This is a genomic window from Bartonella heixiaziensis (assembly GCF_046245125.2).
GTDB classification, from domain to species: Bacteria; Pseudomonadota; Alphaproteobacteria; order Rhizobiales; family Rhizobiaceae; genus Bartonella; species Bartonella heixiaziensis.
In genome coordinates, this window is sequence record NZ_CP176404.1 from 959,681 (window position 1) to 984,697 (window position 25,017).

The 25,017-nt window shown below is 42.3% G+C and carries 28 protein-coding genes and 5 pseudogenes; 23 read left to right on the forward strand and 10 right to left on the reverse strand.

All coding sequences use genetic code 11. The features are described 5' to 3' along the window. Positions 1–7 precede the first annotated feature (7 nt). A complete protein-coding gene (locus ACKC4Y_RS04130; RefSeq protein WP_409362060.1) occupies positions 8–1,054 on the reverse strand; it encodes a Fic family protein in 1,047 nt (348 codons plus the stop codon). Positions 1,055–1,147: 93 nt separating this feature from the next. On the opposite strand from ACKC4Y_RS04130, the gene ACKC4Y_RS04135 reads away from it, so the two are divergent. The 9 genes and pseudogenes from ACKC4Y_RS04135 (at position 1,148) to ACKC4Y_RS04175 (ending at position 8,600) form a co-directional block, all read left to right on the forward strand. Continuing rightward, the gene (locus ACKC4Y_RS04135; RefSeq protein WP_409362061.1) at positions 1,148–1,729 is read left to right on the forward strand and encodes a hypothetical protein; all 582 of its coding nucleotides are present in this window, start codon (positions 1,148–1,150) and stop codon (positions 1,727–1,729) included. Beyond that, a complete protein-coding gene (locus tag ACKC4Y_RS04140; RefSeq protein WP_409362062.1) occupies positions 1,722–3,650 on the forward strand; it encodes a phage terminase large subunit family protein in 1,929 nt (642 codons plus the stop codon). Before ACKC4Y_RS04135 ends, ACKC4Y_RS04140 begins: the two co-directional genes overlap by 8 nt. A 3-nt stretch (positions 3,651–3,653) precedes the next feature. Continuing rightward, positions 3,654–3,902 carry a phage head-tail joining protein gene (locus tag ACKC4Y_RS04145; RefSeq protein WP_375656091.1) on the forward strand — a complete coding sequence of 83 codons (249 nt, stop codon included), beginning with the start codon at positions 3,654–3,656 and terminating at the stop codon, positions 3,900–3,902. Continuing rightward, positions 3,902–5,458 carry a phage portal protein gene (locus ACKC4Y_RS04150; protein ID WP_409362063.1) on the forward strand — a complete coding sequence of 519 codons (1,557 nt, stop codon included), beginning with the start codon at positions 3,902–3,904 and terminating at the stop codon, positions 5,456–5,458. The genes ACKC4Y_RS04145 and ACKC4Y_RS04150 overlap by 1 nt, the downstream gene beginning before the upstream one ends. A gap of 46 nt (positions 5,459–5,504) precedes the next feature. Next, positions 5,505–6,284: pseudogene (locus ACKC4Y_RS04155) on the forward strand (S49 family peptidase); the annotation flags it as partial. A gap of 239 nt (positions 6,285–6,523) precedes the next feature. Beyond that, complete coding sequence (locus tag ACKC4Y_RS04160; protein ID WP_039964740.1) at positions 6,524–6,790, forward strand: hypothetical protein; 267 nt, start codon at positions 6,524–6,526, stop codon at positions 6,788–6,790. Continuing rightward, positions 6,787–7,156 (forward strand): annotated as a pseudogene (locus ACKC4Y_RS04165) (head decoration protein). Before ACKC4Y_RS04160 ends, ACKC4Y_RS04165 begins: the two are co-directional and overlap by 4 nt. Before the next feature lie 12 nt (positions 7,157–7,168). Next, positions 7,169–8,245 (forward strand): major capsid protein, encoded by a 1,077-nt coding sequence (locus tag ACKC4Y_RS04170; RefSeq protein WP_409362064.1) that lies wholly within the window; start codon positions 7,169–7,171, stop codon positions 8,243–8,245. Between the two features lies 1 nt (position 8,246). Next, positions 8,247–8,600 (forward strand): head-tail joining protein, encoded by a 354-nt coding sequence (locus tag ACKC4Y_RS04175; protein ID WP_409362065.1) that lies wholly within the window; start codon positions 8,247–8,249, stop codon positions 8,598–8,600. Positions 8,601–8,628: 28 nt separating this feature from the next. Here ACKC4Y_RS04175 and ACKC4Y_RS04180 read toward each other — a convergent pair whose 3' ends face one another. After that, positions 8,629–9,711, reverse strand: coding sequence for a hypothetical protein (locus tag ACKC4Y_RS04180; RefSeq protein WP_409362066.1), 1,083 nt, complete (start codon positions 9,709–9,711; stop codon positions 8,629–8,631). A gap of 380 nt (positions 9,712–10,091) precedes the next feature. On the opposite strand from ACKC4Y_RS04180, the pseudogene ACKC4Y_RS04185 reads away from it, so the two are divergent. Further along, positions 10,092–10,478 (forward strand): annotated as a pseudogene (locus ACKC4Y_RS04185) (antA/AntB antirepressor family protein); the annotation flags it as partial. Here the strand turns inward: ACKC4Y_RS04185 and ACKC4Y_RS04190 are convergent. After that, positions 10,473–10,697: an Arc family DNA-binding protein gene (locus ACKC4Y_RS04190; protein ID WP_409362067.1), complete on the reverse strand. Its 225-nt coding sequence runs from the start codon at positions 10,695–10,697 to the stop codon at positions 10,473–10,475. The pseudogene ACKC4Y_RS04185 and the gene ACKC4Y_RS04190 overlap by 6 nt on opposite strands. 75 nt (positions 10,698–10,772) lie before the next feature. Here ACKC4Y_RS04190 and ACKC4Y_RS04195 point away from each other — a divergent pair, with 75 nt between their 5' ends. From ACKC4Y_RS04195 to ACKC4Y_RS04205, 3 genes are read left to right on the forward strand one after another with little or no spacing between them, the layout of a single operon-like run. Further along, entirely contained in the window at positions 10,773–10,976 is a 204-nt protein-coding gene (locus tag ACKC4Y_RS04195) for an Arc family DNA-binding protein (protein WP_004859798.1), read from the forward strand. Beyond that, positions 10,969–11,730 (forward strand): phage antirepressor KilAC domain-containing protein, encoded by a 762-nt coding sequence (locus tag ACKC4Y_RS04200; RefSeq protein ID WP_409362068.1) that lies wholly within the window; start codon positions 10,969–10,971, stop codon positions 11,728–11,730. Before ACKC4Y_RS04195 ends, ACKC4Y_RS04200 begins: the two co-directional genes overlap by 8 nt. Further along, complete coding sequence (locus ACKC4Y_RS04205) at positions 11,727–12,005, forward strand: hypothetical protein (protein WP_409362069.1); 279 nt, start codon at positions 11,727–11,729, stop codon at positions 12,003–12,005. The genes ACKC4Y_RS04200 and ACKC4Y_RS04205 overlap by 4 nt, the downstream gene beginning before the upstream one ends. A 45-nt stretch (positions 12,006–12,050) precedes the next feature. On the opposite strand, the gene ACKC4Y_RS04210 is transcribed toward ACKC4Y_RS04205, so the two are convergent. Continuing rightward, on the reverse strand, positions 12,051–12,347 hold the full coding sequence (locus ACKC4Y_RS04210) for a HigA family addiction module antitoxin (RefSeq protein ID WP_004861504.1): 297 nt from the start codon (positions 12,345–12,347) through the stop codon (positions 12,051–12,053). A gap of 16 nt (positions 12,348–12,363) precedes the next feature. Beyond that, positions 12,364–12,678: a type II toxin-antitoxin system RelE/ParE family toxin gene (locus ACKC4Y_RS04215; RefSeq protein WP_273755754.1), complete on the reverse strand. Its 315-nt coding sequence runs from the start codon at positions 12,676–12,678 to the stop codon at positions 12,364–12,366. A 52-nt stretch (positions 12,679–12,730) separates the two neighbouring features. Here ACKC4Y_RS04215 and ACKC4Y_RS04220 point away from each other — a divergent pair, with 52 nt between their 5' ends. The 10 genes from ACKC4Y_RS04220 to ACKC4Y_RS04265 all read left to right on the forward strand — a co-directional run bounded on the left by ACKC4Y_RS04220 (position 12,731) and on the right by ACKC4Y_RS04265 (position 21,999). Then, entirely contained in the window at positions 12,731–13,279 is a 549-nt protein-coding gene (locus ACKC4Y_RS04220; RefSeq protein WP_409361576.1) for a hypothetical protein, read from the forward strand. After that, positions 13,260–13,949, forward strand: a complete 690-nt coding sequence (locus tag ACKC4Y_RS04225) for a phage baseplate assembly protein V (protein WP_409361575.1) — start codon at positions 13,260–13,262, stop codon at positions 13,947–13,949. Before ACKC4Y_RS04220 ends, ACKC4Y_RS04225 begins: the two co-directional genes overlap by 20 nt. Further along, positions 13,946–14,287 carry a GPW/gp25 family protein gene (locus tag ACKC4Y_RS04230; protein ID WP_409361574.1) on the forward strand — a complete coding sequence of 114 codons (342 nt, stop codon included), beginning with the start codon at positions 13,946–13,948 and terminating at the stop codon, positions 14,285–14,287. Before ACKC4Y_RS04225 ends, ACKC4Y_RS04230 begins: the two co-directional genes overlap by 4 nt. After that, a complete protein-coding gene (locus ACKC4Y_RS04235) occupies positions 14,284–15,111 on the forward strand; it encodes a baseplate J/gp47 family protein (RefSeq protein ID WP_409361573.1) in 828 nt (275 codons plus the stop codon). Before ACKC4Y_RS04230 ends, ACKC4Y_RS04235 begins: the two co-directional genes overlap by 4 nt. Then, the gene (locus ACKC4Y_RS04240) at positions 15,111–16,217 is read left to right on the forward strand and encodes a phage tail protein (protein ID WP_409361572.1); all 1,107 of its coding nucleotides are present in this window, start codon (positions 15,111–15,113) and stop codon (positions 16,215–16,217) included. Before ACKC4Y_RS04235 ends, ACKC4Y_RS04240 begins: the two co-directional genes overlap by 1 nt. 1 nt (position 16,218) lies before the next feature. Continuing rightward, on the forward strand, positions 16,219–19,362 hold the full coding sequence (locus ACKC4Y_RS04245) for a DUF4815 domain-containing protein (protein ID WP_409361571.1): 3,144 nt from the start codon (positions 16,219–16,221) through the stop codon (positions 19,360–19,362). A gap of 13 nt (positions 19,363–19,375) precedes the next feature. Then, complete coding sequence (locus ACKC4Y_RS04250) at positions 19,376–20,737, forward strand: Bgr_08870 family protein (RefSeq protein ID WP_409362042.1); 1,362 nt, start codon at positions 19,376–19,378, stop codon at positions 20,735–20,737. Between the two features lie 9 nt (positions 20,738–20,746). Further along, positions 20,747–20,992 (forward strand): hypothetical protein, encoded by a 246-nt coding sequence (locus tag ACKC4Y_RS04255; RefSeq protein ID WP_409362041.1) that lies wholly within the window; start codon positions 20,747–20,749, stop codon positions 20,990–20,992. A 409-nt stretch (positions 20,993–21,401) separates the two neighbouring features. Next, a complete protein-coding gene (locus ACKC4Y_RS04260) occupies positions 21,402–21,680 on the forward strand; it encodes a type II toxin-antitoxin system RelE/ParE family toxin (RefSeq protein WP_409362070.1) in 279 nt (92 codons plus the stop codon). 10 nt (positions 21,681–21,690) lie between these two features. Further along, a complete protein-coding gene (locus tag ACKC4Y_RS04265) occupies positions 21,691–21,999 on the forward strand; it encodes a HigA family addiction module antitoxin (RefSeq protein ID WP_409362071.1) in 309 nt (102 codons plus the stop codon). Positions 22,000–22,074: 75 nt separating this feature from the next. Here ACKC4Y_RS04265 and ACKC4Y_RS04270 read toward each other — a convergent pair whose 3' ends face one another. The 5 genes and pseudogenes from ACKC4Y_RS04270 to ACKC4Y_RS04290 form a co-directional block, all read right to left on the reverse strand. Continuing rightward, positions 22,075–22,326, reverse strand: coding sequence for a type II toxin-antitoxin system Phd/YefM family antitoxin (locus ACKC4Y_RS04270; RefSeq protein WP_409362072.1), 252 nt, complete (start codon positions 22,324–22,326; stop codon positions 22,075–22,077). Positions 22,327–22,449: 123 nt separating this feature from the next. Beyond that, positions 22,450–22,806 (reverse strand): annotated as a pseudogene (locus ACKC4Y_RS04275) (Rha family transcriptional regulator); the annotation flags it as partial. Beyond that, positions 22,796–23,131 (reverse strand): annotated as a pseudogene (locus ACKC4Y_RS04280) (hypothetical protein); the annotation flags it as partial. The pseudogenes ACKC4Y_RS04275 and ACKC4Y_RS04280, both read right to left, overlap by 11 nt. A gap of 26 nt (positions 23,132–23,157) precedes the next feature. Further along, positions 23,158–24,354 (reverse strand): RNA-guided endonuclease InsQ/TnpB family protein, encoded by a 1,197-nt coding sequence (locus tag ACKC4Y_RS04285; RefSeq protein WP_375628475.1) that lies wholly within the window; start codon positions 24,352–24,354, stop codon positions 23,158–23,160. Further along, positions 24,351–24,974 carry an IS607 family transposase gene (locus ACKC4Y_RS04290; RefSeq protein WP_375624374.1) on the reverse strand — a complete coding sequence of 208 codons (624 nt, stop codon included), beginning with the start codon at positions 24,972–24,974 and terminating at the stop codon, positions 24,351–24,353. Before ACKC4Y_RS04290 ends, ACKC4Y_RS04285 begins: the two co-directional genes overlap by 4 nt. Positions 24,975–25,017 lie beyond the last annotated feature (43 nt).

A 25,017-nucleotide genomic window follows, 5' to 3' on the forward strand; every position in this document is an offset into this window, starting at 1 on the left:
AATAAAATTAAGGTGCACTATACCAAGTTGATCGTCCACCACCATGACGTATCAAAAGACCTTTTTCAACTAATGATGTAAAAGTTACTTTAAGTGTATTAGGGCTTGCACCAACCTCACGCACCATATCGCGGGTTGTAACACGTCCGTGATTACGCACATAATCAAGAATATTAAGAGCCAATTCAGATAAGGAAAAAAGAGCATTTTTTTCACTCTCTATTTTTATTTCTAATTGGCGTTTTTGTTTTTGTAGAGCACGTAAAAAAAAGAGTATCCAAGGTTCCCAATTGGGTGTTTTAGTATAAATTGTTTTTTGAGTCTGATTCAGAGCTAAGTAATAGCTTTCTTTATTATTCTCAATAACGCTTTCAAGTGATGAATATGGTACATAAACATAACCTTTTTGTAACAAAAGCAGGGTAGTTAAGATACGGCTTAAACGTCCATTTCCATCTTGAAAAGGATGAATAGCTAAAAATGTGACATTAAAAATACCAATCGTAAGTAAAGGATGAAGATCCTTTAATTCATTGGTATTATTGAACCAAGTAATAAGCTCTTGCATTCGGTATGGTGTATCAAATGGTGTAGCTGTTTCAAAAACAATGCCAACCATTTTCCCTTGAGAATTAAATGCTGCTACATCATTGCGTAAAGTCTTATATTCACCTCGATGTCGTTGATCTTTCTCACTATTACACAAAAGATCACGATGAAGTTGTTTAATATGATTTTCAGTAATAGAAATATCACTCCAAGATTGAAAGATTGTTTCCATAACCTTGGCATAACCGATAACTTCTTGTTCATCACGACTCTTGAAACGTTTAATTTCTAAGTTTACCAAAAGCTGTTCGATTTCGCGGTCTGTTAACTTACTCCCTTCAATGCGTGTGGAGGATCCAATACTTTCAACAGTAGCAATATGACGAAGAGCGTTCAATCGCTCAGGTGCAAGAGTACCAAGAGCGCGCCATGCCCCTTTGAACTCATCAATCTCAGTAATGAGAGCCAATAATTCTTGTGTAATTTGGAGTGTATCTGTTTTCATACCGGAATATATACCCGATTATACCCGATTGTCAATCATTCGTAACACCGTAAACTCTTACTTCTTATGGCAGAGAAGAAGCAAGGAGCAACTATGAATAAGAAGCATCGTGAAGGTCTATCGGTTCGTGCGTTTGCAAAAAAGATGGGTGTTTCACATAATGCGGTGGTTTCTCGGATAAAGACAGGTAAATTTGATGCAGCTCTTTTTGAAGATGGTTCTGTCAATGAAGCGATTGCAACAGCTATCTGGAATGAGAATCCAACAAAGCGCCTACCCCCATTTTTAGCGCCTGATAGTCAACCGCGGACAAAGATCAAACAAGCCTCCACAAATGGAGCCAATGAATACAAGATAAAACTGGAGCGGATGCAAGTTGCGCTTGAAAGCAAAAAGATTGCCCTTGAACGACTACGCGAAACCACTGTTGATCGAGAAGAAATGAAAAAGGCAGCGCGTGAGTTTGGAAGAGCGCACCGTGATGCTATGTTGAATTTTCCTCATCGTTTTGGTGCAAGCATTGCTGCACAAGTTGGATGTGATGCGGCCAGCCTTATTGGTGCTATTGATTATACTATGAGAACCGCTTTGCTTGAGGCGGTTAATATTCCAGTGCCTTTTCATGATCCTCATTCTCCAGAGTTAGAGAACTTGCAAGAAACGAATAATGGATGAAAATGCAGTCGAAGAATTTTTCGCCAATGCCAATGACGCACGACAACCAGACCCACCGTACACGGTTTCGCAATGGGCGGACAAGAATAGGTATCTTAGCACCGTAGCAAGTGCTGAGCCTGGGCTTTGGAGAACAAAGCGTACCCCTTATTTGCGTGAAATCATGGATAACCTTTCCTCTTACGTGCCAATTGAAACAACCATTGTCATGAAAGGGGCGCAAATTGGCATGTCAGAAGCAGGATTGAACTTTTGCGGTTATGCCATTCATTATAGTCCGGGACCTGCCCTTTATGTGATGCCAACGGTTGAGACAGCGAAGAAATTATCAAAAACCCGTCTTGACCCAATGATTATGGCAAGCCCTGCTTTAAGCGAACGCATTGCCCCAGCGCGGGCACGCGACAGCGGTAATACAATGTTTTCGAAAGAGTTTGATGGTGGGGCATTGATGCTTACAGGAGCAAACAGTGCAGCTGGTTTGCGTTCCATGCCTATTCGTTATCTGATTTTAGATGAGGTGGACGCCTATCCTCTCAGTGTGGATAACGAAGGTGATCCGGTGATGATCGCTGAAAAGCGGACCTCAACCTTTGTGCAGAGAAAGATTTTTAAATTGTCCACACCGACCCACCGTGACACAAGCCGTATCGCCAAAGATTTCGTGCTAGGAGACCAACGATATTACAATGTCCCTTGTGATGCATGTGGTGTTCTACAGCCCATTGTTTGGTCACAAATCAAGTGGCCAAAAGGCGCCCCCGAAAAAGCTGTTTTTGTTTGTGCACATTGTGGTCATGAACATGCAGAGCACAGAAAAACAGATCTCATGAGTGAAGAAAGAGGTGCGTGCTGGGTGCCTACGAGTGAATCAAGCAGACCGAATTTGCGTTCTTACCATATTTCGGCACTCTATTCACCTTGGCTTACTTGGGGGGAATGCGCAAGAGAGTTTTTAGATGCCAAGGATGATCCGGCACTTTTGCAGCCTTTTGTCAACACAGTGCTTGGAGAGCCATGGGAAGACAGAACAGGTGAAGTTGTTGACCCTGATAGCCTCTATGCAAAACGCGAAGATTATCCATTGGCACCAGAACAAGCCGTGTTGTTAACAGCGGGTATTGATGTGCAAAATGACCGCTTGGAACTTGAAGTGGTTGGATGGGGACGCAGTGAAGAAAGCTGGCATATTGATTATCACGTCATTCCTGGTGATCCGTCTTCTTTTGAAGTATGGGACCAGCTGGATGAATACCTTACAAGACGCTGGCCACATCCAGGCTATAAAGATGGCATCAAGATAACGGCGGCTTGTATTGATACCGGTGGTGGACACACACAAGCGGTTTATAATTATGTGCGCCCGCGTGAGGGACGACGTATCTGGGGGATTAAGGGGCAAGCGGGATGGCGTACGGTATGGCCGCGCCGTCCAAGTAGAAACAACAAAGGACAGATCAATCTTTATATTGTTGGTGTTGATGCAGCAAAAGATATTATCACGGCACGATTTAAAAAATCCGGTCCTGAAGCATCGGGGGCTGGTGCAACACACTTTCACAAAAACCTTGATCGGGAATATTTTGACCAGCTAACCGCTGAAAGAAAAGTCATCAAATATTTTAAAGGCTTCAAGCGCATTGAATGGCAAAAAAGCGAAAAGGCAAGAAATGAAGCCTTGGACTGTAGGGTCTATGCTTATGCGGCTTTACAAGGTCTGATTTCGGCAGGAATAAACCTTAATCGAGAAGTCGATATCTTAGAAGAGCGTCTGGAAAAACTTAAAGTTGAAGGCTCTTTAGAGCAGCCAACATCAGAACATGTGCCCTCTCCTGCTCCAAGAAGATCTCAGACAGCACAGCCTCAAAAGAAGCCATTCAGAACAATGATGAATCCTTATATGCGAGGGGATTGGAGGTAATTTGTGGGTGAAACTTTAGAACCAATTAACAGCAAAATTGACAGACTTGAAAACTTAAAAAGGCGGCGTGAGCAAATTGAAGAAGCTCTTTATTCGGGAGCGCAATCGGTGCGCCATGGCGATAAGCAAGTAAGCAATCGTTCTGTTGAGGAACTTCGCAGAGCGCTTGAGATGATTAATACACAAATAGCCAACCTTGAAGGGCGCAAGCGTTCACGCGTTTTCTATTTTAATATATCACGAGGCTATTAATGGCTGGTTTTTTCAATAAACTCACAGGCTTTTTTAAAATTTCTCGTCAACACAATCCCCATTTTGAAGCTGCAAGTAAAAGCCGTCGCATGGGTGGTTTTGACCCCGCAAAAAAACATATCAATAAAGCAATTGAGGAATGCGGTGATACCATTGTTGCCCGTTCAAGATGGCTTTATGATAATGAATCTCTTTATGGGTCTGCAACAGAAGAATGGGTCTCTGCGGCTGTCAGTGATGGGATTAAACCTTATCCTCGTATTGAAGGCTTTCAAGAAGAAAAGAAAAAGCTTTTAAACTTATGGTGGCAATGGGTTGATGAAGCGGACTATGATGAAGATGCCAATTTTTATGGACTGCAAGCAACCATTGCACGAGAGGTCTTTTTAACCGGAGAATGCTTTGTAAGATTGCATTATGTTGATCTCTACGGGCGCTCTGGTGTGCCTCTTCAGTTGCAAGTTTATCCCACTGAAATGTTGGACCTTTCCTACAATGGACCGGCTGAGATTAAAGGCAATTACATTCGTATGGGGATTGAATTTAATGCCAGTGGTAAGCGCGTTGCTTATCATTTCTGGGAACATCACCCCTATGATGATGTCCCTGCAAATATGGCATTTGAGAGCCAAGAGCGCGTGCGTGTCCCTGCTGAAATGGTCCTTCACATCAAAGAGCGCCGTATTGCTGGACAGTTGCGCGGTTCTCCCAAAATAACACGCTGTATGACAAAAATCTTTCAACTCGAATCCTATGATGATGCAGAACTTGATAGAAAAAGGACGGCAGCTCTTTTTGCGGTGTTTATTACAGGGAAGGAATCTCATGATGCGAAATTAGAGGAAAATCGTGAGCAAACGACGCCCCCAAAGAAGACCGAAGAGGCAGCTGACGTGGATAAAATTTACCCTGGATCGGTCAACATAGTGGATGGCGAAAAACAAATTACATTTTCCAGTCCTGTTGAGGTTGGTGGTTCTTATGAAGCCTTTCAATATCGTAATATTTTAAAAATTTGCTCGGCTCTCAATATGCCTTATGCCGTTGTGACTGGAGACGTTACGCGGGGGAATTTTTCCAATGTGCGTACCTCTATCATTCAGTTTAGACGGCACGTCAAACAATGGCGCGAACATATCATTGCTTTTCAGTTCAATCGCATTGTTTGGGAGCGCTTTGTTGAAATGGCAGTGCTTTCTGGATGCGTCAATTTGCCAGAGTGGGAAGAAAATCCCTTGCCATGGCTTCAATGTGAAAGCTTTGCACCACCCCTGGAAATGATTGATCCAAACAAAGATATCTCAGCGGAAAAAGAAGAAATTCGTGCAGGCTTGAAAACACGACGCATGGCACTTGCCGAGCGCGGCTTTGATATCGACAGCATTCATGCCGAAATGCAAGAAGAGCACACAGACGCTCGTGCGCGCGGCTTATCTTTTGACACGGATATGGCAGCGCCCTCTGGTAGCAATCAAGTAATTGATACCGCAGATTCAGAACCTTCTGACACTTATGAAAGCAACCAAGGCAGTGAGGCACATACAAATGGTGAATAATCTTGATATGCCGTTTTTGGCATCACGGCTTTTTGGTGTTCCTCATATGCTTGCATCGACAAAACTTGATATCATTTTGAATGCTCTTGCGCCGCGTCTTTTTGAGGGAGAAAAGTTTCCCATCGGGGCGTTTGGACAAGGGGATACAGCGTCTTTCAGACCCCCTGAAACTTATGTAGTGCAAAACAATGTTGCTATCCTACCGGTTCATGGCACGCTTGTGCGCCGCGGTGCATGGCTTGGGGCTCTCTCGGGGCTAACCTCTTATGAAGGTTTAAGGGCTTCTTTTCGTGAAGCCATTGCACAACCTGATGTTCGCGCTGTCTTACTTGATATTGACAGTGGTGGTGGAGAAGCCGGCGGTGTGTTTGATTTGGTTGAAGAGTTTCAAACACTCTCAAAACAATACGACAAACCCATTTGGGCACATGCCAATGAATTTGCCTGTTCTGCAGCTTATGCCATTGCTTGTGCGGCTTCTCAAATATGGGTTGCACGCACGGGTGTTGTGGGCTCGATTGGTGTCGTTTGCGCCCATCTTGACCAATCCCGTGCAGATGAAAAACACGGGCATAAATGGACCTTTGTCTTTGAAGGTGATCACAAAGTTCATGGCAACCCTCACGAACCCTTGAGCGATACAGCACAGATAAAAATGCAAGCCGATTGCGCCCTACTCTACGAGATGTTTGTTGATTTGGTGGCGCAAAACAGACGCTTAAATGCTGATGCAATTCGTGACACAAAAGCAGAAACTTTTATAGGCACCCAAGCTCTCAAACTTGGATTAGCAGATGCGCAGGGGACCCTTGCGCAAGCTTTGGAAGCCTTAACGGATTCCATATCACAAAACCCAACATCAACAACAAAAGAAGGACAAAACACATGGCACGCACACAATACCGCGCTGAAGAAGAGGATGACGAAAAGATCGTCGACATCATCAATGACGAGGAAGATGACGAAGACGATAGTGACATCGACAAAAAAGCCGAAGACTTCGACGAGGAAGAAAACGAAGATGAGGATGAAGACAATGAGGACAATGAAAACAAGCGCGAAGATATGAAAGCCGTGCTTGAAAAAGAAAGAAAGCGCGCCAAAGCACTGACCAACCTTGAAAAGCAAGCAAAGCACTTAGGCGTTTCTTTTGACGCAGCAAAAGCTATTCAAAAAGGTATGAGCATCGAGAAAGCACGCCAGTGTGTGTTGGCGGCTGCTAGCTCTCAGAGCGCGTCCTTAAAAGTCTCGCCGTATACCCCTCATAGTGATGGGACGAGCAAGGCAAAGATTCACGCAAAATGGGAAGCAGCTTGGAGGGCAGTGAAATGACAAATATTATTTATGACGACGTACGCAATGGCGCTTATCTTGGACCATACGACCCTGATATGTCAAACGAAGAAGTGGTATTCGCATCAGGAGCATTCATTGAAGCAGGAACTGTCATGGGAAAGATAACCGCATCAGAAAAATATACCCCCCCTTAATCCAGCAGCATCAGATGGCAGTCAAACACCGGCAGGGATTTCTTTTGCCACTATTGACGCAACAGGCGCAGATCAACGCGCCGTGATTACAGCACGCTTATGCACTGTAAAAGCTTCTGAACTGCTATGGCCAGATGCCATCACAGACGAGCAAAAGAAAGCGGCCATTCAGTCTTTAGAAGACAAGAACAACATTCTATTGCGATAGGAGAATGCACACATGGATATGAATTTTTTTAAACATGATGCTTTCTCAAGCATCACAATGATGAAAGCCATTGAAAACTATGAGTTTCAACCTGGTCTTGTAAGCTCTCTTAATCTTTTTGAGGAAGTTGAAACCAGTACCACAGTGGTTGGGATTGAACGGCGTGATAATACATTTTCCCTTATTCAAACCAGTGAACGTGGCGCACCTTTGGCAGAAGGTGATAGAGAGGGGCGTAATCTTCGGTTTTTCAAAACAACACGGATTGCCAAAAGTGATACCGTAAAATCAGAAGAAATCCAGAACCGTCGTGAATTTGGCGCAGAAGATCAGTTAGAGACAGCAATGAAATATATTGCCAGAAAACAAAAGAAACTGATTTCTGAAATCGAATTGACATGGGAAAATATGCAGCTTGGCGCTGTTCAAGGTGTTGTCCTTGATGCTGATGGCTCCGTGATTGTCGATTGGTACAAAGAATGGGAAATTACACCACCAAAGCCCATTGATTTTAAACTGAATGTTGAGACAACCAATGTTGCTGACAATGTTGACCAAGTCATTATGAGGATGATTGAAGCTTCAAAAGGAGCGTTTTCTGATCGTTCACGGATTATTGGGCTTTGTGGAAATGAATTCTTTTCCAAGTTGAAAAATCACAAAACAATCCGTGAAACCTATTTAAACACAGCCTTAGCACAGACACTCAATAGCGCAGGAGGTGTTGCAACACCAAGCGCTCTTGGCTCGGGGAGCTTTGGCAGTTTTGACTTTGCAGGTGTCACTTTCATTAATTACCGGAGTATTCACAACTATAATGTAAGTGCGAAGGCTGGAACAAAGCGTGCCATAGGCATTAAGCCTGATGAATGTCAATTCTTCCCTGTTGATGCGCCTGGTGTATTCCAAAAAACCTTTGCTCCTGGTGAAAGCTTGGATTTTGCTAACACCGTTGGAAAACCTCTCTACACCATGCTGATCGTCGACCACGACCGTAATGCATGGGTAAAACCGAAGGTCTATAGCTATCCGCTTTACATCTGTACACGCCCAGAAATGCTGTTTAAAGCCGTGATTGGAGCGAAATAACATGCGATGGCACGGGCTGCTAAACCAAATGGTTAAAGATGTGCGCAACACTTTTGGGCAGCCCATCATCTACACGCGAAAGGACAATCAGCAATCTTTTCGTATCACAGCGATTTACACCATTAAGCATTCGGAATCGGACGCCGGTGGCAGAATCCCCACCACAATTGCAAGAAAGGAACTTGATCTTTGTATCAATGACATTGGAGGATTACCACCAAAACCTGAAGATAGTGTTATTGTGATGGCTCCTGAAAACACTGAAGATGCCTCTCAAGAGCACTTCGTGATCACAGATGTCCAAGACTCTGAATCCGGTATGTATAAGCTTATCTTGCGGGAGATAAAACAATGAACGTATCTTTATCTTGTGTGTTTAAAAATCAATAAAACTGTCCCAGAACTCGAATTACTGCTGTAAACCTTGGACTTGAAAAGGCAGTGAATTGGTAATTCCGTGGTATGCCGGTACGGAGACTGATTTGGCATTCATGGTATGTTATAGTGACTGATGCAATTCGTGTCCAAGTAGTTCTTTCATTCTTTTCAGGACTTTCAAATACAATGGCTTGATCGGTTACCAAAAGACGTCCTCTAAGTGGGATCTTTTTATTAATATCAAAGAAAACGCGTTCTTGAACTCCCAACAATTTTTCATTGTGTGCTAAACGATATTCATATTCGCTTGCGTCAAGTTCTTGAAACATTTTACACGCTTCAGAAAAACTAGACACTTTAATATCCGGTAGCAACATTGCAACTTGTTCTTCAAAAAGTTTTACTTTTTTCTTTTCAGAGTAGTGAGCGATCACCAAAAGTAAAATAATAAGAATGGCTACTAATAACCATGGTGAAATACTTATTACTACCACAATGCCTCCAATCAATAGAGCACAATGGAGAAAGATCCTGATCCATTTTTCCAGTTGTTCATTTTTAAGTGCTGGAGATGTTTTATTAACGACTGATAAATCAGAAGAAGGATGTGCAGGAGGGAGCGACATTGAAGCCTGTTCTGGAACTTTTTCTTCAAAACGTTTTTTGCGTTTATCTTGCCAATAAGCGAAAATGGAAAAAGCAAAAAACGCAAAGAAAATTAACCAAAACCATCCCCAAAAGCCTAATCCATCATCTTTGTCTGGTTTGTTAACTTGAGTGGGGGTAATTTGCTTATCAGTATCCTCAGCTGGTACCTGAGTCACGCTTTCGTTTTGAGTAGCAACATCTATTGACGAAGTCGAGGAGGAGGTAACAATTTCATTATTGTGTGTAATTTGATTTGGTTTGTCTTTGTGTACAGAAGCACCTACTATCGCAGAGCCGATAAATAATAAAGCTCCAATACCAAGAGTTTTCAGTCCGTTTTTCCGCCATTTCTTTATACATACTAAAACGAGTCCGACAATCATCATTGGCAATGATAACAAGCACACGATCATTGCAATTATATTAACGGTATCCAGCATTACCTCCCCCTCCGCTATAAATAAAAAAGTAAAGTGGAAATTTAAAGTGAGTCGACAAATAAAGTAAAGACGTACTTATATAAGTTAGAAAAATGTAATATTACTTATTGACATTGTGACAGGAGTATGAATAATCGAATCAGGTGCCTCAAAAACACCTTAAATACCAAGCGGGCGAGCTACCGAGATAGTTTATTTTCCGCACATTAAAGGCTTTGACTCATTGTATGTTACACGCATATAATGATATTGTCGGGTGTGGTTACGCTATACAATACCCTTGCGGGAAAAGCGTAACGACGGACTTGGTACCGTGTTTTTGAGCACCCGGCACTTTTTAAAGAGTGTCAATCAAAAACGTCTATTACCAAGGAGTTCTCATGAACACACTTATAGAAATATCAGAACAAGTCATTGATGGCGATACTGTCCAGACAGTAAACGCACGTGACTTGCATACATTTTTAGAAGTAGGTAAAAAATTTGCGGACTGGATTACTGAACGTATCAACAGATATAATTTGGTAGAAAATCAAGACTTTGTTTGCTTCCCTATTTTGGGAAGCAAAGGCAGGGGTGGTCACAATCGTAAAGATTATCATCTAACTTTAAGTGTAGCCAAAGAGCTCTCTATGCTTGAGAATAATAAGAAAGGTAGAGAGGCTCGTTTATACTTTATCAAATGTGAACGGCTTTTGAAGCAAGTAACAACACCACAAGTTGACTACTCTAAACCCGAAGCATTACTTGGTGTTTTGAATTTATTGTTTTTTATTCACGAGTGATTGTTCAAGGAGCTTTTTGAAATCTTCTGAATTCATTGTCAGTAGGTGATTTAATGTAACGGTAGTGCGGACAGAATCTTCTAAACGAGCAAGAATTTCACCCGTAAGGCTACGATGATTTGCTTCAGCAAGCTCTTCCAATTGATTTTTCAGTTCAATTGGAATGAGAAATTTAAATTGCACACGATCTTTTTTTGTCATGCACCTAAAATATACCTAAAATACACTTGACACAAGGTACCTTTATGGTACTAAATATGTGCATATGGAGGTAAAATGAAAACGATCCAATATAAAATAAATATGCCACATACATTAAAGGAGTGGTTGTTTAATCGGGCGACTGAGAATGATCGCTCTCTTTCATCTGAAATAATTAACATTCTCAAAAAAGAAAAAGCGCTAGAGCATAAGTCCGCAAAAACTCTCTCTAACGCTTTACATCTAACTAACCTGAAAGAGGTCAATTACAATGAATAATAGCACATACTTACCTATCAATAAAGACAAATTAATCAAATTACGAGAAGTCGAAAACGAGCCTCGTGTTCGCGATGTGGACTTAGCAGAAAAATTAGGGTTTGTTCGTACACGTGACGTTAGAAAATTAATTACAAGAAATATGCAAGAAATAGAACGGTTTGGGAGGTGCGCCACTGTGGCGCACGTAATAAAGGGCAATAACGTAACAGAATATTGGCTTAACGAAGAGCAGGCGTTATTGATTGCGACATTATCGAATACAGAAAAATCTTCTCAAGTCCGTTATATGCTTATTAAGTTATTTGTTGCATGGCGTAGGGGCGAGATAAAGCAATCCTATGTTCAATCGATCGACTACTCCAGCCCAGCAGTAATGCTTGGTGTCTTAACGCATTTAAAAGATGAAAACGAGCGGAAAGACAATATCATTGCTAAATTAGCACCAAAAGCAGAAGCTTTGGATGGTTTAAAACGCTCTGATGGTTTATTCGGTCTTATCGAAGCAGCAAAAATGTTAGAGGTGCGACCAAAGGATTTAACTGATTACTTGCGTAAACATGATTGGGTTTATCGACGGGCTCCGAGTGGTCCATTGTTACCTTATCAGGACAAGATCAAGAAAGGATTTATGGATTGTCCCGCTATTACCATTCAAAGACCGGATGGTACAGAAAAGGTGCTGCCTTCAACAAAAATTACATCTAGAGGATTGGCTTGTTTGAGAGAACAAATCTTTGGAGGTGTACAATGAACAGCAGTATCGATTTCTTATGTGATTTGTGGATGGCATTGTTTAAGCTTTCTAATCATCGAGGTATTGGAGATGAAGATTGTAATGCACTGGTTGAGGTTATGGAATCGGTCGTAGATGCTCTGGTTTTAAAACTTCAAGATGACGTACCTAATATCACTAAAATCTTAGCAATTTTGACAGATTTTGGAGCTTCAGAACTGCCGCATAGAATGGATTCTTTGTTGCGAACTTACGAACCAGATTTAGAGAGCCCCATTAAAAAGGTTGCTTAAGTAAAAAACAGAACTCCCCTCCCCGTTCTTAAGATGGGGAGGTGGTTAAACCCTACATTCAAATTTATTGATTTTGGCAAATTCGTCTGCTTTTTCAGTTTGTAATATACTAACGTCATAAGCAGCTTGCATGTTAAGCCAAAATTCAGCAGTAGTATCAAAAAAATAGGCTAATCTTAGTGCTGTATCGGGAGTCACTGGACTATTTTCAGCAACAATACGTTCTATTCTCGTGCGTGGAACATTTAATGCTTTTGCAAGAGCATAAGCAGAGAGAGCATATTCTTTTAAATATTCCTCTCGTAAAATTTCTCCGGGATGAATCGCTATATAATTTTTCATCTCGACCTCCTACAGATCAATGATAATCTACGATTTCAACTTCATAGGCGCCATTAGAGCGCCATTCAAAACAAATACGAAACTGGTCATTAATACGGATAGAATATTGACCTTTACGCTCTCCTTTCAATGCTTCTAGACGATTTCCCGGAGGACTGCGCAAATCTTTAAGATCAACTGCTTTATCGAGCATAAACAATTTTCTTTGGGCTATACGCACTAGAGTGGTGGGAAAGCCTCTGGGCGGATTGCCTTCTAGAAGATCTTTACACCGCTTATCAGCAAAAGATTCAATCACCAAATCACCTTTATTCGTTCTTTTATGTATCATAACACGATACCAATATAAAGAAAAGGATAAATGTTAAATAACAGGAGCGCCCATGCATCCGAGAGAGAAGATCAGGGAAAGTTTTGTTGCGTTGATTAAAGCAGCAAAGACGGCAGCTGGTGACAATGTTTTCAATATGCGCGATTTCAACTTTTCCCCTGAGAATACGCCTGCAATTAATATCTCAACGCAAAGTGAAACAATTAAAGATGGCTATGATTATGGAGTAAGGCGGCGTGTTTTAACGCTAGATGTTGAATGCTATGCAACATGTGAAGATGGAGCGCGTTTTGTTGACCAACTAGCATGGGAAGTGGAGGAGATTTTCTACGCTAATCCCAATCTCAACAACACAGTTGAGACATGCCGCCTGCAAAATATTGCTTTTGCCTTTGACGATAATGGTACTCTAGCGCTCCATGGTGCAATTTTAACCTTTGAAGTCATTTATGTGACAAATATCCCCAACATGGATGAAGAAGAAGGCAGTGTAACAGCAAGACTCGTTGAACATTTCTTAAGCTTTGAACCAGAAACAGGCGTGAGAAATAAAGATAAATACCATAAAATCGAGGTTACTCATGTTAGAGCGGCGCGATAAAGAAATCACAGATCTAAAGAGACGTGTAGCCAATATGGTTGTGGTGGGGAAGATTAGCCATGTCGACCATAAAAACGCACGCTATCGGGTAAAAAGTGGCAATCTTGTCAGTGACTGGATTCCAGACACACAAGCCCGCGCCGGTAAAACACGCTCTTATGAAGGACGCGATGTTGGAGAACAAGTGATTGTTGTTTCATCATCAGGAGATTTATCACAAGGGGTGATTGTGGGTTCCATTCACACCGATGCTAATCAAGCAGCCGATAAAGGCAGCATTCACCGAACTATATACCCTGATGGAACCAGCCTTGAATATGATGATGAACAAAACACTTATGGAATTCACATCAAATCCGGCGGAAAGTTTATCCTGACGATTGCTGATGGTGTGTCACTAAAAGGTGATGGGGGCAAGCTAGAGCTTACCGCACCGGAAGGCATAAAGATTGTTTCAGAAAGCGATATAAATTTAAACGCAAAGGGCGGCATCTCTTTGAAGGCTGGTGGTGGCATTTCACTGAATTCGAATGATAGTCTCTCTCTTCATTCTGGAAATAATGTTTCCATTCATTCAAGTGGACTAAAGCATAACGGCACCAATGTAGGAGCAACACATGTTCATGGCGGTGTTACTTCTGGTGGCTCTATGACAGGAGGTCCCAATTGAACAGTGGAATGGACTGCACAACGGGAAAGTCATTGACCGGCATTGATCATTTACGCCAATCAATCCTTGATATTTTGTCAACGCGGATTGGTTCGCGTGTAATGCGTCGTGATTATGGTTCACGCGTTGCTGAACTCATTGATGCACCGGTTAATAATGCTTTTGCTGTTGCTCTTTATGCTGCTGTTGCTGAGGCTTTAGACAAGTGGGAACCACGTTTTAAATTGAAAAAAATTGATTTTAAATGGAGTGAGGCTGGGCAAGTTTCTTTGTCCTTTGAAGGCATTTATTTGCCTTCAGGCAAGCCCATTACCATGGAAGGATTATTGATAAAATGAATGGAGCACTTGCAAAACCCGAAATCATCACAGAACTTTCTTTTGAGGAAATACGCGCTGCTGCTCTTGCCCATTTAAAAGAGCTTTTGCCTGAATATACCGTTCTTGAAAGTGATCCGGCTGTAAAAGTCATTGAGGCTTTTAGCTATCGAGAATTGCTGTTAAGACAACGTATTAACGAAGCGGCACGCAACAACATTCTTGATTTTGCAACCGGTGAATCTCTTGACGCTTTGGGAAACTGGCATGGTCTTGCCCGCATGGAGGGTGAAAGTGACGAGAGATATCGTGAACGCATTCAACTTCATGTCCGTGGTGGCAATGGTAGCGGGACAGAGCCATATTACAAGCTTATCGCTCTCTCAAGCGATAGTCGTGTTAAGGATGCGATTGTTTACCGTAAAGGCAAAGACCCAACTATCTATGTTGCTCTTTTTGGTAACAATGAAGAAGGAACAGCATCTGAAGATCTCATACAAATAGTTTCAGAAGCTCTTCACAGAAAAAATATCATCATGACCAATGATACAATCATTGTTCACGCTGCTGTCAAAAAAGTGGTGGATTTAGAAGCAGATGTTTGGCTGTTACCAGAAACATCTTTAAAAATTCTCACAACAATGGAAACAAATTTAAGAGCAGCGTGGAGACAAGAACAAGCCATTGGTCGTGAATTAAGTTTGTCGTGGTGGATTTCAAAATTAATGATTGCTGGTGTCCAAAAAGTGATCGCCATTACACCAAAACAAGACAGTACGGTTTGTGATGAAGAAGTTTTATCTATTGGAAAAATCACCTTAAACTTCAAAGGGCGTGCGCGCTAATGGTTGGCTCCCTCCTCCCCACACATGCAACAGAATTTGAAAAGCGTCTTGCCGATGTTTGCGACTTTCATCAAGATGTTGATGGTTCTGTTTTGGGGATTTCACGTTCTAAACTGATCACACGCCCTCCCCGTTTCTTGCCGTGGTTGATTGAAGAATACGGGCTTGGAGAGCTTACGCCTTATGTTCCAAACCTCTATGATTTGATTGATCAAGGGCTTCAATGGCAGCGCTTACGTGGCTCACTTGCGGCAATAGAGATGGGGCTTGAATGGCTCCAGATTACAGCACGCTTTCAACCCGCCTGGACGGGTCGGGTATGGTGGAACTCCTTTCAACTCTACTTTGATCAGTTGCCTGAACGAACACAGCTTGAAGCCATTGAAGCGATTACCGACCTCTCCAAAAGTTTGCGCTCTGATTTTCGTCGAGGGGCCTATGGCTATGATGTTCAAGCCATGGAAGGCAATATGTCACGCCTTGATGACAGCATGTTGGAGTATGAAAGCGGTGTTCACTTAACAGCTGGAGGCACTTTGTTTTCCTTTGGGCGCACGACAGAGATCAATCACACACTGAAAGAAGAAGAAGGCAGGCTTATTGGCAATTGGATAAATGATGGGGATGAAGAATTAAGCTGGAACCAAATCGATTACCCATGGGACATGGCAAACTTTCCGTGGTGTTCGGTCAAAAAACATGAACGCGATATACTCATGGCAGAGTGGTTTAACAACCGCACGCTTTATCTCGTGTTAAGAGACACTCAAAATGCCGTGATTGGGTATCGCAGATGCTATGCTGTAGCGCCTGTCGAACAGGCTTTGGATGGCGTTTACAGCCATTCAGGCGGCAGATTCCAGCCCTCCCCGATGGGTAGCGCACTTTTTCTGGCAGCACGAACAGATTTTCACGATATTGACCGCAAACAAGCAGCATTTGTTTCCATTCTCGTTCATGCCTCTCCAAAACAAGATGTCCCTCTTGGCAAGCTTTGGTGTGACGCCAATGAACTGAATGGTGGTGTCGAGATACTCAAAACAGCTGTCAATATTCCTTTGCGTGCCGATGTTCGCGAACAATTCAAGATTTTATTGAGGTTTTAATATGAAGCATGAAAGTGGTTTACCCTTTGCAATTGACAGATCTCGCGGCAAAGAGGAACAACAAAGCGTTGTCTTTTATGGCACGCGTCCCTTTATTCAAAGTGGTGAACTGAATGAGGTTCAAACCATCATAAGGGGACGGCATGACCGTTTGGGACGCCTTGTTGCCAAAGAAGGAGACCGCATTGAACGAGCTGATGCTTTTGTCAACAAAGACACGAGGACCATCACTTTAACGGATGGCAAGATTTATATTGCAGGTGATATCTTTCCAGTCTCTGAAGCTGTACTCAACAATGTTGCCATGATTGGACGCATTGAAATTGGTGTGAAGCTACAAAAAAAATGGATTACCCATGAAGATGATCCAGAGCTGTTGGGGCAAGTCCCTGGCTCATTGGCAGAAGGAGAGCCTGGTGCCGCACGCGAAACAGCTCAGCTTGTTTGGGCTCTGAAAGAAGATACACAGCAAGGCACTTTCTTTCCGGTTTATATCTTACAAGATGGTGTTCTGATTGATCAAAAGTCCCCATCACTGCTTGAACCCGCCATGCAAGCTATTGCTACTTATGACAGAGCCCATGGGCATTATATCGTGAGTGGCTGCCGTGTGACAGCATTAGGACCAAACAACGGTTGCCAAGTGTTTAGTATTCAAGAAGGAGAAGCCAATATCAATGGCTTTAAACGCAAACGCCTTGCTGCTTTGCGCCATGAAGAGCCAGAGGATTTTTCGACAAGCGTTGTTCCAAGCGAAACGCATATTTTTGCGCCTCCAAAAGGGAAAACAAGTTTTACCTTTAAACCCTATTATTTTCCTATTGCTGATATTCAGTCTCTTTTGTTGACAAAAGAAAAAACCGTTAACGTCACCCGTGGTGCAGTTGCCGCTGGGCGTGATGGTGTTCCTGATAAAAGCATCACTTCTTTTATTAAAGTCGTTCAAGGAAGCAAGGAATTTAAAGAAGGCACAGATTTTAAAAAAACAGGAGACACCATTGATTGGGCTCCCGGGGGGGATGAACCTGCTAGTGGGAGCACTTATAAAGTCACTTACCGTTATCGTGCACAAGTGACAGCCGATAAGGTAACAGCACAGGAAATTACCGTCTCAGGTGGTGCTGATGGCGGTGATATTATTGTCAGCTACACTTACAAATTGCCACGTATTGACCGTATAGGTCTCAACACAGTGGGCAATGTGGTTTATATCAAGGGGATTTCGTCAGACGATCCCATGGCACCCAGTGTTCCTGATGATGTCTTATCCCTTGCAACCATCACTAACAATTGGCTTGAAACGCCGAGTGTGGCCAATGATGGCACACGGGTTGCGCCCTATGATGAGATGTGGCGCTATTTTCAACGGGTGCTCTCCCTTGACCGGTTGATGCAATTAGAACGCATTAAAAGCAATGTCGACTCTAAAGAACCTGTTGCCAAAAAAGGCATGTTTGCCGACCCTTTTCTAGATGACTCTTACAGAGATGAAGGTTTTCAACAAACGGGGGCTGTAGGCAATGGCATTTTGCAGCTCGCCATTGACCCAACCTTTTACACCGCTCATCTGAACGCGCCTGTCACGCTTGACTGGACAAATGAAGTGATCATTGCGCAAGAATTGAAAACGGCTTGTGAAAAAATCAACCCTTATCAAAATTTTGCACCTCTCCCTGGTACAGTAACCCTCACACCCGCGACAGACTTTTGGCATGAACAGCGCACCGATTGGCTCTCGGGTATCACCAATCAAATCATTATGGGAAAACATCATGGCAGAACCATACGTAGAACAGAAGTAAGGGATAATTTTATCAACACATACCAAGAACAAAGCGACTTTTTAAGACAAATTACCCTTTCCTTCAAAATTGAAGGCTTTGGCAATTGGGAAATCTTAAAAAGCCTTACCTTTGATGGTGTGGATGTCTTGCAAAATTCTTTCTTTTCTGCCGATAGACAAGGCACCGTTAAGGGCAATTTTAAGATTCCTAAAAACATTATCGCTGGCACAAAAAATGTTGTGGCACGGGGAATGGGTGGAACAATTGCAACGGGGCTTTTTACCGGTCAAGGTGTGATTGATGTGAAAGTCATGCGGCGCACCACAACGGTGAAAATATGGGAAAATGACGATCCACAAGCACAAGTCTTCACCCCTGATGAAACACGGCAAATCACAGGTGTTGACTTTCATCTTTGCAAAATCGGTAATCAGAACCATGATCTGGTGATTGATTTGGTTAGCACAGAAAACGGTTATCCGACCGCTGATATTCAAGCACAAAGCTTTTATTCTATGAAGGGCGCAAAGCTAGGTTGGGCAGAAGCACGCTATGATGTGCCACTCCTTGTACCTAATGACCGCTTAACGGCTTTCGTTATTAAGACAGATGATAGTAATCATTCTATCTCCTTGGCAAAGCTTGGGGATTTTGATGCAGAACACCAGAGATATGTCTCGAGCCACCCTTACGTGACCGGTCCACGCTTTTCTTCTGTCAATGCGCAAAGCTGGACTGCCCATCAAAATGAAGCCTTAGCCTTTCGTGTGCTGGCAGCACGCTACACACAAACAGAAAAAACCATTAATCTTGGCACTTTTGATCTTGTTGATTGTTCTGATTTGCAAATACGCGCGGCCATTGAATTGCCTTCAAGCGATTGTTCTGTCATCTTTGAAATTGAACGAAACAATGGCACAATTTATCAACTCCTTCCCTTTCAATTACTCAGCCTTACCGAATATATCAGTGAAAAAGTAAAGCTTCGCGCTATTCTCAAAGGGACAGACAAACTCTCACCTGTTTTGTTTGCTCCTGTTCAATTGATTGCGGGGAAAATTCATAAAACAGCCACTTATGTCACCCGTGCTTTTGCCTTTGGCGAAAAGGCAAGGTTGACCAGCTATATCAAAACCTTTTTACCAGGTGGCGCAACCTTCTCACTCGAGATGCAACTGGATGATGGTGCTTTCACCCCTTTGAAACTCGACGAAACAGAACAACTCGCTGAACCACTTTGGACAGAGCGCAAATTTATCAGTGGTGATAAAACAGCCAAACAAGCGCGCTTGAAACTCACGCTTACCGGCGGACCAGCAGCACGGTCTATGGTGAGCGATTTTGGCGCCGGTATATTGTGATGGGAGAACAGAGATGACCAAAACCAAAAAACTCGACATGGAATTGCCTAAAGAAGGTCGTTTTATCAGTTCTGAATTCCCAATCTTGCGCGAAAACTTGACGAAAATTGATCAAGCCATTGCGGATGTTGAGGAAAAGGTAGAGGGAAAAGCGCCTTCAAAACACACGCATACAATAAGTGATGTCGCAGATCTTGAAACGACCCTTAAGGCCAAGATGGCAGCGGATAAAACTTTCACTTTAAAAGATTTAGGCGATATCGATGGTGCACAAGATGCCGCCAACAATTATGTTCTCTACAAAGCAAGCAACAATCATTTTACCTTTGGCAGTGCTGTCTCACTGTTAGGAACGCACCAACATAAAACAGAAGATATTGTTGGATTGGATGAATTTAGAGCCAAGATTAATCAAGATCTCACAAGCTATGGGCGCCTAAAACAAGCCAATGAATGGCAAGATTATAATAAATTTACCAGCAAAGTCACCATGAGTGGTGATGTGGAGCTCATAGGCAACTCATCGTTTAGCCTCGCCCATAATGGTGAAGTGGTGACACGTTTAAATGCAAGTGGAAGCACCTTGAAAGGACCTCTTAAAGTGGATGGTGATGTTGTTTATACGAAATCAGAAATAGATAAATTGGTGGCTTTATTAACCAAAAAACCTGTCGAAATCCTGATGACAGAAAGTGGCACTATCCCATTTCCTGAAGGTGTTACCGATAACACAGAAATTGAAATATGTGCATGGGGCGGCGGCGGCGGTGGCGGCGGTGATGGTGGAAATAACGATGGCGGAGGTGGCGGAGGAGGTGGTCAATACGCGCACGTTAAAATTAAAGGATCACAGCTGAGAAACTCAAGAAACGCCCAAATTGCACAAGGAGGAATTGGCGGTAACAATGGTGCTGGTTATGGTGGTGGTGCTACAATTATTAAAGGAATTATCTTTGCTGCTGGTGGTGGAGGAGGGAATAGCAAAGGCCGCTTCGGAGGAGCTGGTAGTAGTCGTGGTGAAGCCATCTACAGTATGGGCGGATTGGGTGATAATGGAAGAGGTGGTGATGGAGGAAAAAGTGGAAACTCGTTTGGAGACGGTTGTAGTTTTGTTTTCTCCGGAGGAAAAGGTGGATTTGGTGGAAGTAATCTTGGCGGAAGCTCTGTTTTTGGTGGAGGAGGCGGTGGCGGTGGTGCTGCCACTGGCAATGGACGAGGTGGTTATGGCGGTGATAGTGATAAAGGGGGAACAGGTGGGAAAGGTAGCAAAGCCGGTGGTGGTGGCGGCGGCGGCGGATATTTTCCTGGAAAGGATGGGGATAAAGCGGGCGGGGCTGGTGGGAATGGCGCAATATTGTTGAAATTTTTTATATAGGAGTTTTTTATGGAATATGCAGTTGTTGAAAATGGTGTGGTAACAAATATTATTGTAGCCTCAGAAGATTATGTTCATGCCTTTGATGGTGAGGCAATCGCCTCAAGTGAAGCGCAGATCGGCTGGACTTATAAAGATGGAGTGTTCTCTCCTCCTATTATTGATGAAAACACAAAACAGCTCTCATCTCCTGAAATGGCAGAAATAGACGCACCCGTAGAGCCTGTAAAAGAACAGCAAGAGAAAGTTGATTAATTCTAGGCGATAAGGCTTGTATGATTTTCTTTCTTTAAAACCATTTTTCACTGACAGTGTCAGGCTTATGAGAGAGTGTAGATGCTTGTTATAGTCTCTTCATTGATTTGGAGAGCAAGATGACAATAGAATTTAAACTTCGTATTCACTTTATTAAGAATGGCAAGGGATCTAAGTTTTTAGCAATATTTGATCAGACAGCCGTTGGTATGTTTGTAAAATCCTTGATGTTAACGTGCAAATTTATCCCCTCCATGCACCTATTCTTCTCTTTACGCATGAGGTGGAGAAAAGAAAAACAAGTCTAGACGATAAGGGTTTCTAATGGGATGTTACTGTTTTTTCCATTTTAGCACTTACAATGTAAGCTATTTGTTGACATTAACAGTATTTTACGCTATATAAAAGAATGATTAAAACGTTTAAAAGCAAAACATTGGCAGAATTATTCAAAACGGGAAATTCATCGAAGATTGATAGGAAACTTGTAAAACGTATCATGGTTCGTCTTGATCGTTTAGATATTTCTGAAAGACCAGAAGATATGAATCTTCCAGGATTCAACTTTCATTCTTTGATTGGATATTCACCCACTCGTTACACTGTCCACGTTAACGGACCGTGGTGTATTACCTTTGAATTTGACTCATGTAATGCTTACCGTGTTGATCTTGAACAATATCACTAAGGATACAGTTATGAATGACATTCCTGCACAAAGAGATAAAAACCGTTGTCCTACTCATCCGGGAGAAGTTTTAGCAGAAATTATTCCTGAAACAGGCAAAACAAAATCAGAAATTGCGCAGATGCTTGGTATATCACGCCAACATCTCTATGATATCCTGAAGGCAAAAAAGCCTGTCTCTCCTGCTATTTCTGCTTGTCTTGGCAAAATGTTTGGTGATGGAGCTGCTATATGGTTACGCATGCAAGCTAATTATGACGCTTGGCATGCTGAACGTGAAACAAATGTTAGCAAAGTTCCAACACTTCACGCTGTTTGATCTCTTCCTCACTTTGAAGAGACGATGTTTTATGAAATACTGGATAAATAATAATATTGAACAACATCCCCTGCTTTAAACATGTTCGTCGCCATTTAAAATGTCATCTAAACCACGATCTAAATCATCTAATATATTTTGCGGTGCTTCTGCATAAACAAAAGATTGTGCGCCAGAACGCGCTTTTATTAATTCATAATATAAATCAACGGGAAGCATAATGATTTTTTCACGCCCTCGCTTTGTTAAAGCTACAGGTGTAGACATAGCCTCGTCTAAAATATCACCTGCCCCGCGGTTTACATCTGTAAAACTATATTTTTTCATATGCACATCCTATCTTTAATGTATAATACGTATTATACGTACAATATGTATTATGTAAAGATATTTTATGCCATTAACCACCTCCCCGCCTTTGAAGACGAGGAGATAAATCGTGTTTTTAAATTAAGCTACTTTTGCAACAGGGCTTACTAAAACTCGCTTGGCTTCTTCAACAAGCGTTTTATAATGTTTACTCTCTTCTACTAATGTAAAGGCTTTCACAAGATGCATGTGAAGCGGTCCATAAATATAAACAGCCTTTTCAGTAGGTCCCATTTCATCCCAGTTGCTTGGAAAATCAAAGCGTGTATCACGGTCATTATCAATTAACTGGTTTTTTAAATCATAGAAAGCTTTAACGAGTGCTTTTTTGAATGCACGCACCGTATCATTGTTACGCATATAGGTCATGAGTAGAGTGGCTTGTGGTTCGTTGAGAATAGCAATTACTCTTTTCTGTCTTCCGCCTTTGGTCCCAAAGGTTTAAAACACCGTTATGGGTAGAGATCACACGGATCTTGCCTCCCCAAATCAACAAAGCATTGACCGCATCCAAAACAGCGCGCACATCTTGATGAAACGCCGCCTCGTCAATCACTACAATACCTTGTAACCCACGGATATTTTCAGGGCGGCTAGAAAGCGCCTCAATCCGAAAACCTGAAGCAAAACGCACTCGATAAGCAGAGATATATTTTGTTGACCCATCCGCCCTTTGATCAGAGAATAAAAATTCCTCCACATCCCCACTATTACGAGTGATTGCCCTTGCAAAATTGCTCACATAACCAATAAATTCACGTCCGTTCTATCAAACTTATGTAAATGTGATCATTTCTGATTAAATATACTGTTGATTTCCTGCTTCTTTGAGGCTGGTTTCACCAAAGTCACAGGACATTGGCCAGAGCCTTCCTCTCCACAGGCTGATACGGTGGAACTCACCGCCAAGTTTTTTAAATTAATCGCGGCATTAATGTCTCGATCATGGTGTGTACCACAATGAGAACATCTCCACTCACGTATGTTAAGAGGCAATTGTTCAATCTTACATCCGCAATGATGGCAGATCTTACTGCTCGCATACCAACGATCTGCAATAACAATCTGTCGACCATAACGTGCCGCCTTATATTCCAATTGACGGCGAAACTCGAAAAAACTTTGATCTGCAAGGGCACGCGATAAATGCTTATTTTTCAGCAAGCCTTTTACATGAAGATCTTCGAGACAAAATGTACCAAAACGCTGAATTAAATCTGTTGTAACCTTATGCAAATGATCTGTTCTGATATTACTTATCCGTGCATGAAGCTTAGCGAGTTTTTGTTTCTCCTTATAACGATTGCTCGAGCCTTTTTGCTTACGGCTTAGCCTTCGTGATAAGCGCCGTAAACGATTTAGCAAAGCCTTATAAGGTTTAACGCCTCCTATGGTTTCTCCTGTCGAAAGCGTTGCAAGTGCATTGATGCCCAAATCAAGACCAACAATAGCTTGGTTCTCGCTCAGTGACTCTTGATTATCTGTTTCAACGCTAAGACTTACAAACCACCGATCCGCTTTACGGCTAATGGTTGCTGACAAGATCTTTCCTTGAAATCGCAATTGTTCTCGCAGACGAACCCAACCAAGTTTGGGAATTCTTATCTTGAAACCTTGCAACTGTATTTGATCATTGGTCAAAGTAAAACGATCGTGCACTCCTTTCTTTCTAAAACTGGGATATCGGCTTCTCCCTGAAAAGAAATTCTTAAAAGCCACACCCAATTGAATAATTGCCATTTGTGGAGCATTTTTAGTAACTTCCATCATCCATGGAAATTGTTCTCGTTTTAGAGAATTGAATTGTCTACGTAGCGCATAGTCATTAGGCTTTGGTAAATTATTATCTTTCTTCCATGCTTCATATTGCTGCTGCCATTCCTTCAGTGCCCAATTATAAGCAAAGCGCGCGCAACCACTGGCTCGAGCCATGTAGCTTCGTTGCTTATTGTTTAAGTCTAGAGCTATTTTGTGAGCAACAATCATTGCGATGCCTCTACAGCTTGACGAACATTCTCTAATAACCTTTGATTTTTTCTCGAACGACTTCCATAAAGACGAGCACTAAAGACAGTAATAATTTCTAAAACATCTTTGGCTAAATCTTCTTCAAAACTGCTTTCTTCCCCCTGATTGAGAATGACAACCTCAACTTGTTTGGCTTCACAAATGGCGAAGACCAATTCTGCACCAAAGCGCAATAAACGATCTTTATGCGTAATCACCAAACGACCTATCTCATTTTCAATGAGAGCATCCAATAAACGTTTAAGACCCTTTTTACGATAATTCATCCCTGACCCTAAATCAGAGATGAGTTCATAAGTCCAACCTTGGCTTGCGCAATAAAGCTCAAGAACCTGTTTTTGTCGCTCTAAATCGTCTTTTTGATCATGGCTCGATACACGCGCATAAGCAATGGTTTTTCTTTGTGACAGTTCTCTCGAATGAAAAAGCTCAGGCCTAAGCTTGGATAGGTCATAACGGCGGTGTCCTCCTGCCGTATGCTCAGAAATAATTTTGCCTTCACCTTCCCAACGGCGCAAAGTGCTAATCGAAACACCCAAAACTTGAGCGGCCTTACCTATCCCAATAAATCTATCCATAATGTATATTATTACACAGATATAAATAGATTACAAGTAAGCT

Coding starts and splice junctions, on each gene's coding strand:
- ACKC4Y_RS04205 (WP_409362069.1), top strand. CDS start 11,727: ATGAACAGCAGTATCGATTTCTTATGTGATTTGTGGATGGCATTGTTT.
- ACKC4Y_RS04135 (WP_409362061.1), top strand. CDS start 1,148: ATGAATAAGAAGCATCGTGAAGGTCTATCGGTTCGTGCGTTTGCAAAA.
- ACKC4Y_RS04285 (WP_375628475.1), bottom strand. CDS start 24,354: ATGATTGTTGCTCACAAAATAGCTCTAGACTTAAACAATAAGCAACGA.
- ACKC4Y_RS04175 (WP_409362065.1), top strand. CDS start 8,247: ATGCGATGGCACGGGCTGCTAAACCAAATGGTTAAAGATGTGCGCAAC.
- ACKC4Y_RS04190 (WP_409362067.1), bottom strand. CDS start 10,697: ATGACAAAAAAAGATCGTGTGCAATTTAAATTTCTCATTCCAATTGAA.
- ACKC4Y_RS04260 (WP_409362070.1), top strand. CDS start 21,402: ATGATTAAAACGTTTAAAAGCAAAACATTGGCAGAATTATTCAAAACG.
- ACKC4Y_RS04200 (WP_409362068.1), top strand. CDS start 10,969: ATGAATAATAGCACATACTTACCTATCAATAAAGACAAATTAATCAAA.
- ACKC4Y_RS04270 (WP_409362072.1), bottom strand. CDS start 22,326: ATGAAAAAATATAGTTTTACAGATGTAAACCGCGGGGCAGGTGATATT.
- ACKC4Y_RS04250 (WP_409362042.1), top strand. CDS start 19,376: ATGACCAAAACCAAAAAACTCGACATGGAATTGCCTAAAGAAGGTCGT.
- ACKC4Y_RS04170 (WP_409362064.1), top strand. CDS start 7,169: ATGGATATGAATTTTTTTAAACATGATGCTTTCTCAAGCATCACAATG.
- ACKC4Y_RS04265 (WP_409362071.1), top strand. CDS start 21,691: ATGAATGACATTCCTGCACAAAGAGATAAAAACCGTTGTCCTACTCAT.
- ACKC4Y_RS04150 (WP_409362063.1), top strand. CDS start 3,902: ATGGCTGGTTTTTTCAATAAACTCACAGGCTTTTTTAAAATTTCTCGT.
- ACKC4Y_RS04255 (WP_409362041.1), top strand. CDS start 20,747: ATGGAATATGCAGTTGTTGAAAATGGTGTGGTAACAAATATTATTGTA.
- ACKC4Y_RS04240 (WP_409361572.1), top strand. CDS start 15,111: ATGGTTGGCTCCCTCCTCCCCACACATGCAACAGAATTTGAAAAGCGT.
- ACKC4Y_RS04220 (WP_409361576.1), top strand. CDS start 12,731: ATGCATCCGAGAGAGAAGATCAGGGAAAGTTTTGTTGCGTTGATTAAA.
- ACKC4Y_RS04215 (WP_273755754.1), bottom strand. CDS start 12,678: ATGATACATAAAAGAACGAATAAAGGTGATTTGGTGATTGAATCTTTT.
- ACKC4Y_RS04235 (WP_409361573.1), top strand. CDS start 14,284: ATGAATGGAGCACTTGCAAAACCCGAAATCATCACAGAACTTTCTTTT.
- ACKC4Y_RS04195 (WP_004859798.1), top strand. CDS start 10,773: ATGAAAACGATCCAATATAAAATAAATATGCCACATACATTAAAGGAG.
- ACKC4Y_RS04180 (WP_409362066.1), bottom strand. CDS start 9,711: ATGCTGGATACCGTTAATATAATTGCAATGATCGTGTGCTTGTTATCA.
- ACKC4Y_RS04160 (WP_039964740.1), top strand. CDS start 6,524: ATGAAAGCCGTGCTTGAAAAAGAAAGAAAGCGCGCCAAAGCACTGACC.
- ACKC4Y_RS04225 (WP_409361575.1), top strand. CDS start 13,260: ATGTTAGAGCGGCGCGATAAAGAAATCACAGATCTAAAGAGACGTGTA.
- ACKC4Y_RS04210 (WP_004861504.1), bottom strand. CDS start 12,347: ATGAAAAATTATATAGCGATTCATCCCGGAGAAATTTTACGAGAGGAA.
- ACKC4Y_RS04140 (WP_409362062.1), top strand. CDS start 1,722: ATGGATGAAAATGCAGTCGAAGAATTTTTCGCCAATGCCAATGACGCA.
- ACKC4Y_RS04130 (WP_409362060.1), bottom strand. CDS start 1,054: ATGAAAACAGATACACTCCAAATTACACAAGAATTATTGGCTCTCATT.
- ACKC4Y_RS04290 (WP_375624374.1), bottom strand. CDS start 24,974: ATGGATAGATTTATTGGGATAGGTAAGGCCGCTCAAGTTTTGGGTGTT.
- ACKC4Y_RS04245 (WP_409361571.1), top strand. CDS start 16,219: ATGAAGCATGAAAGTGGTTTACCCTTTGCAATTGACAGATCTCGCGGC.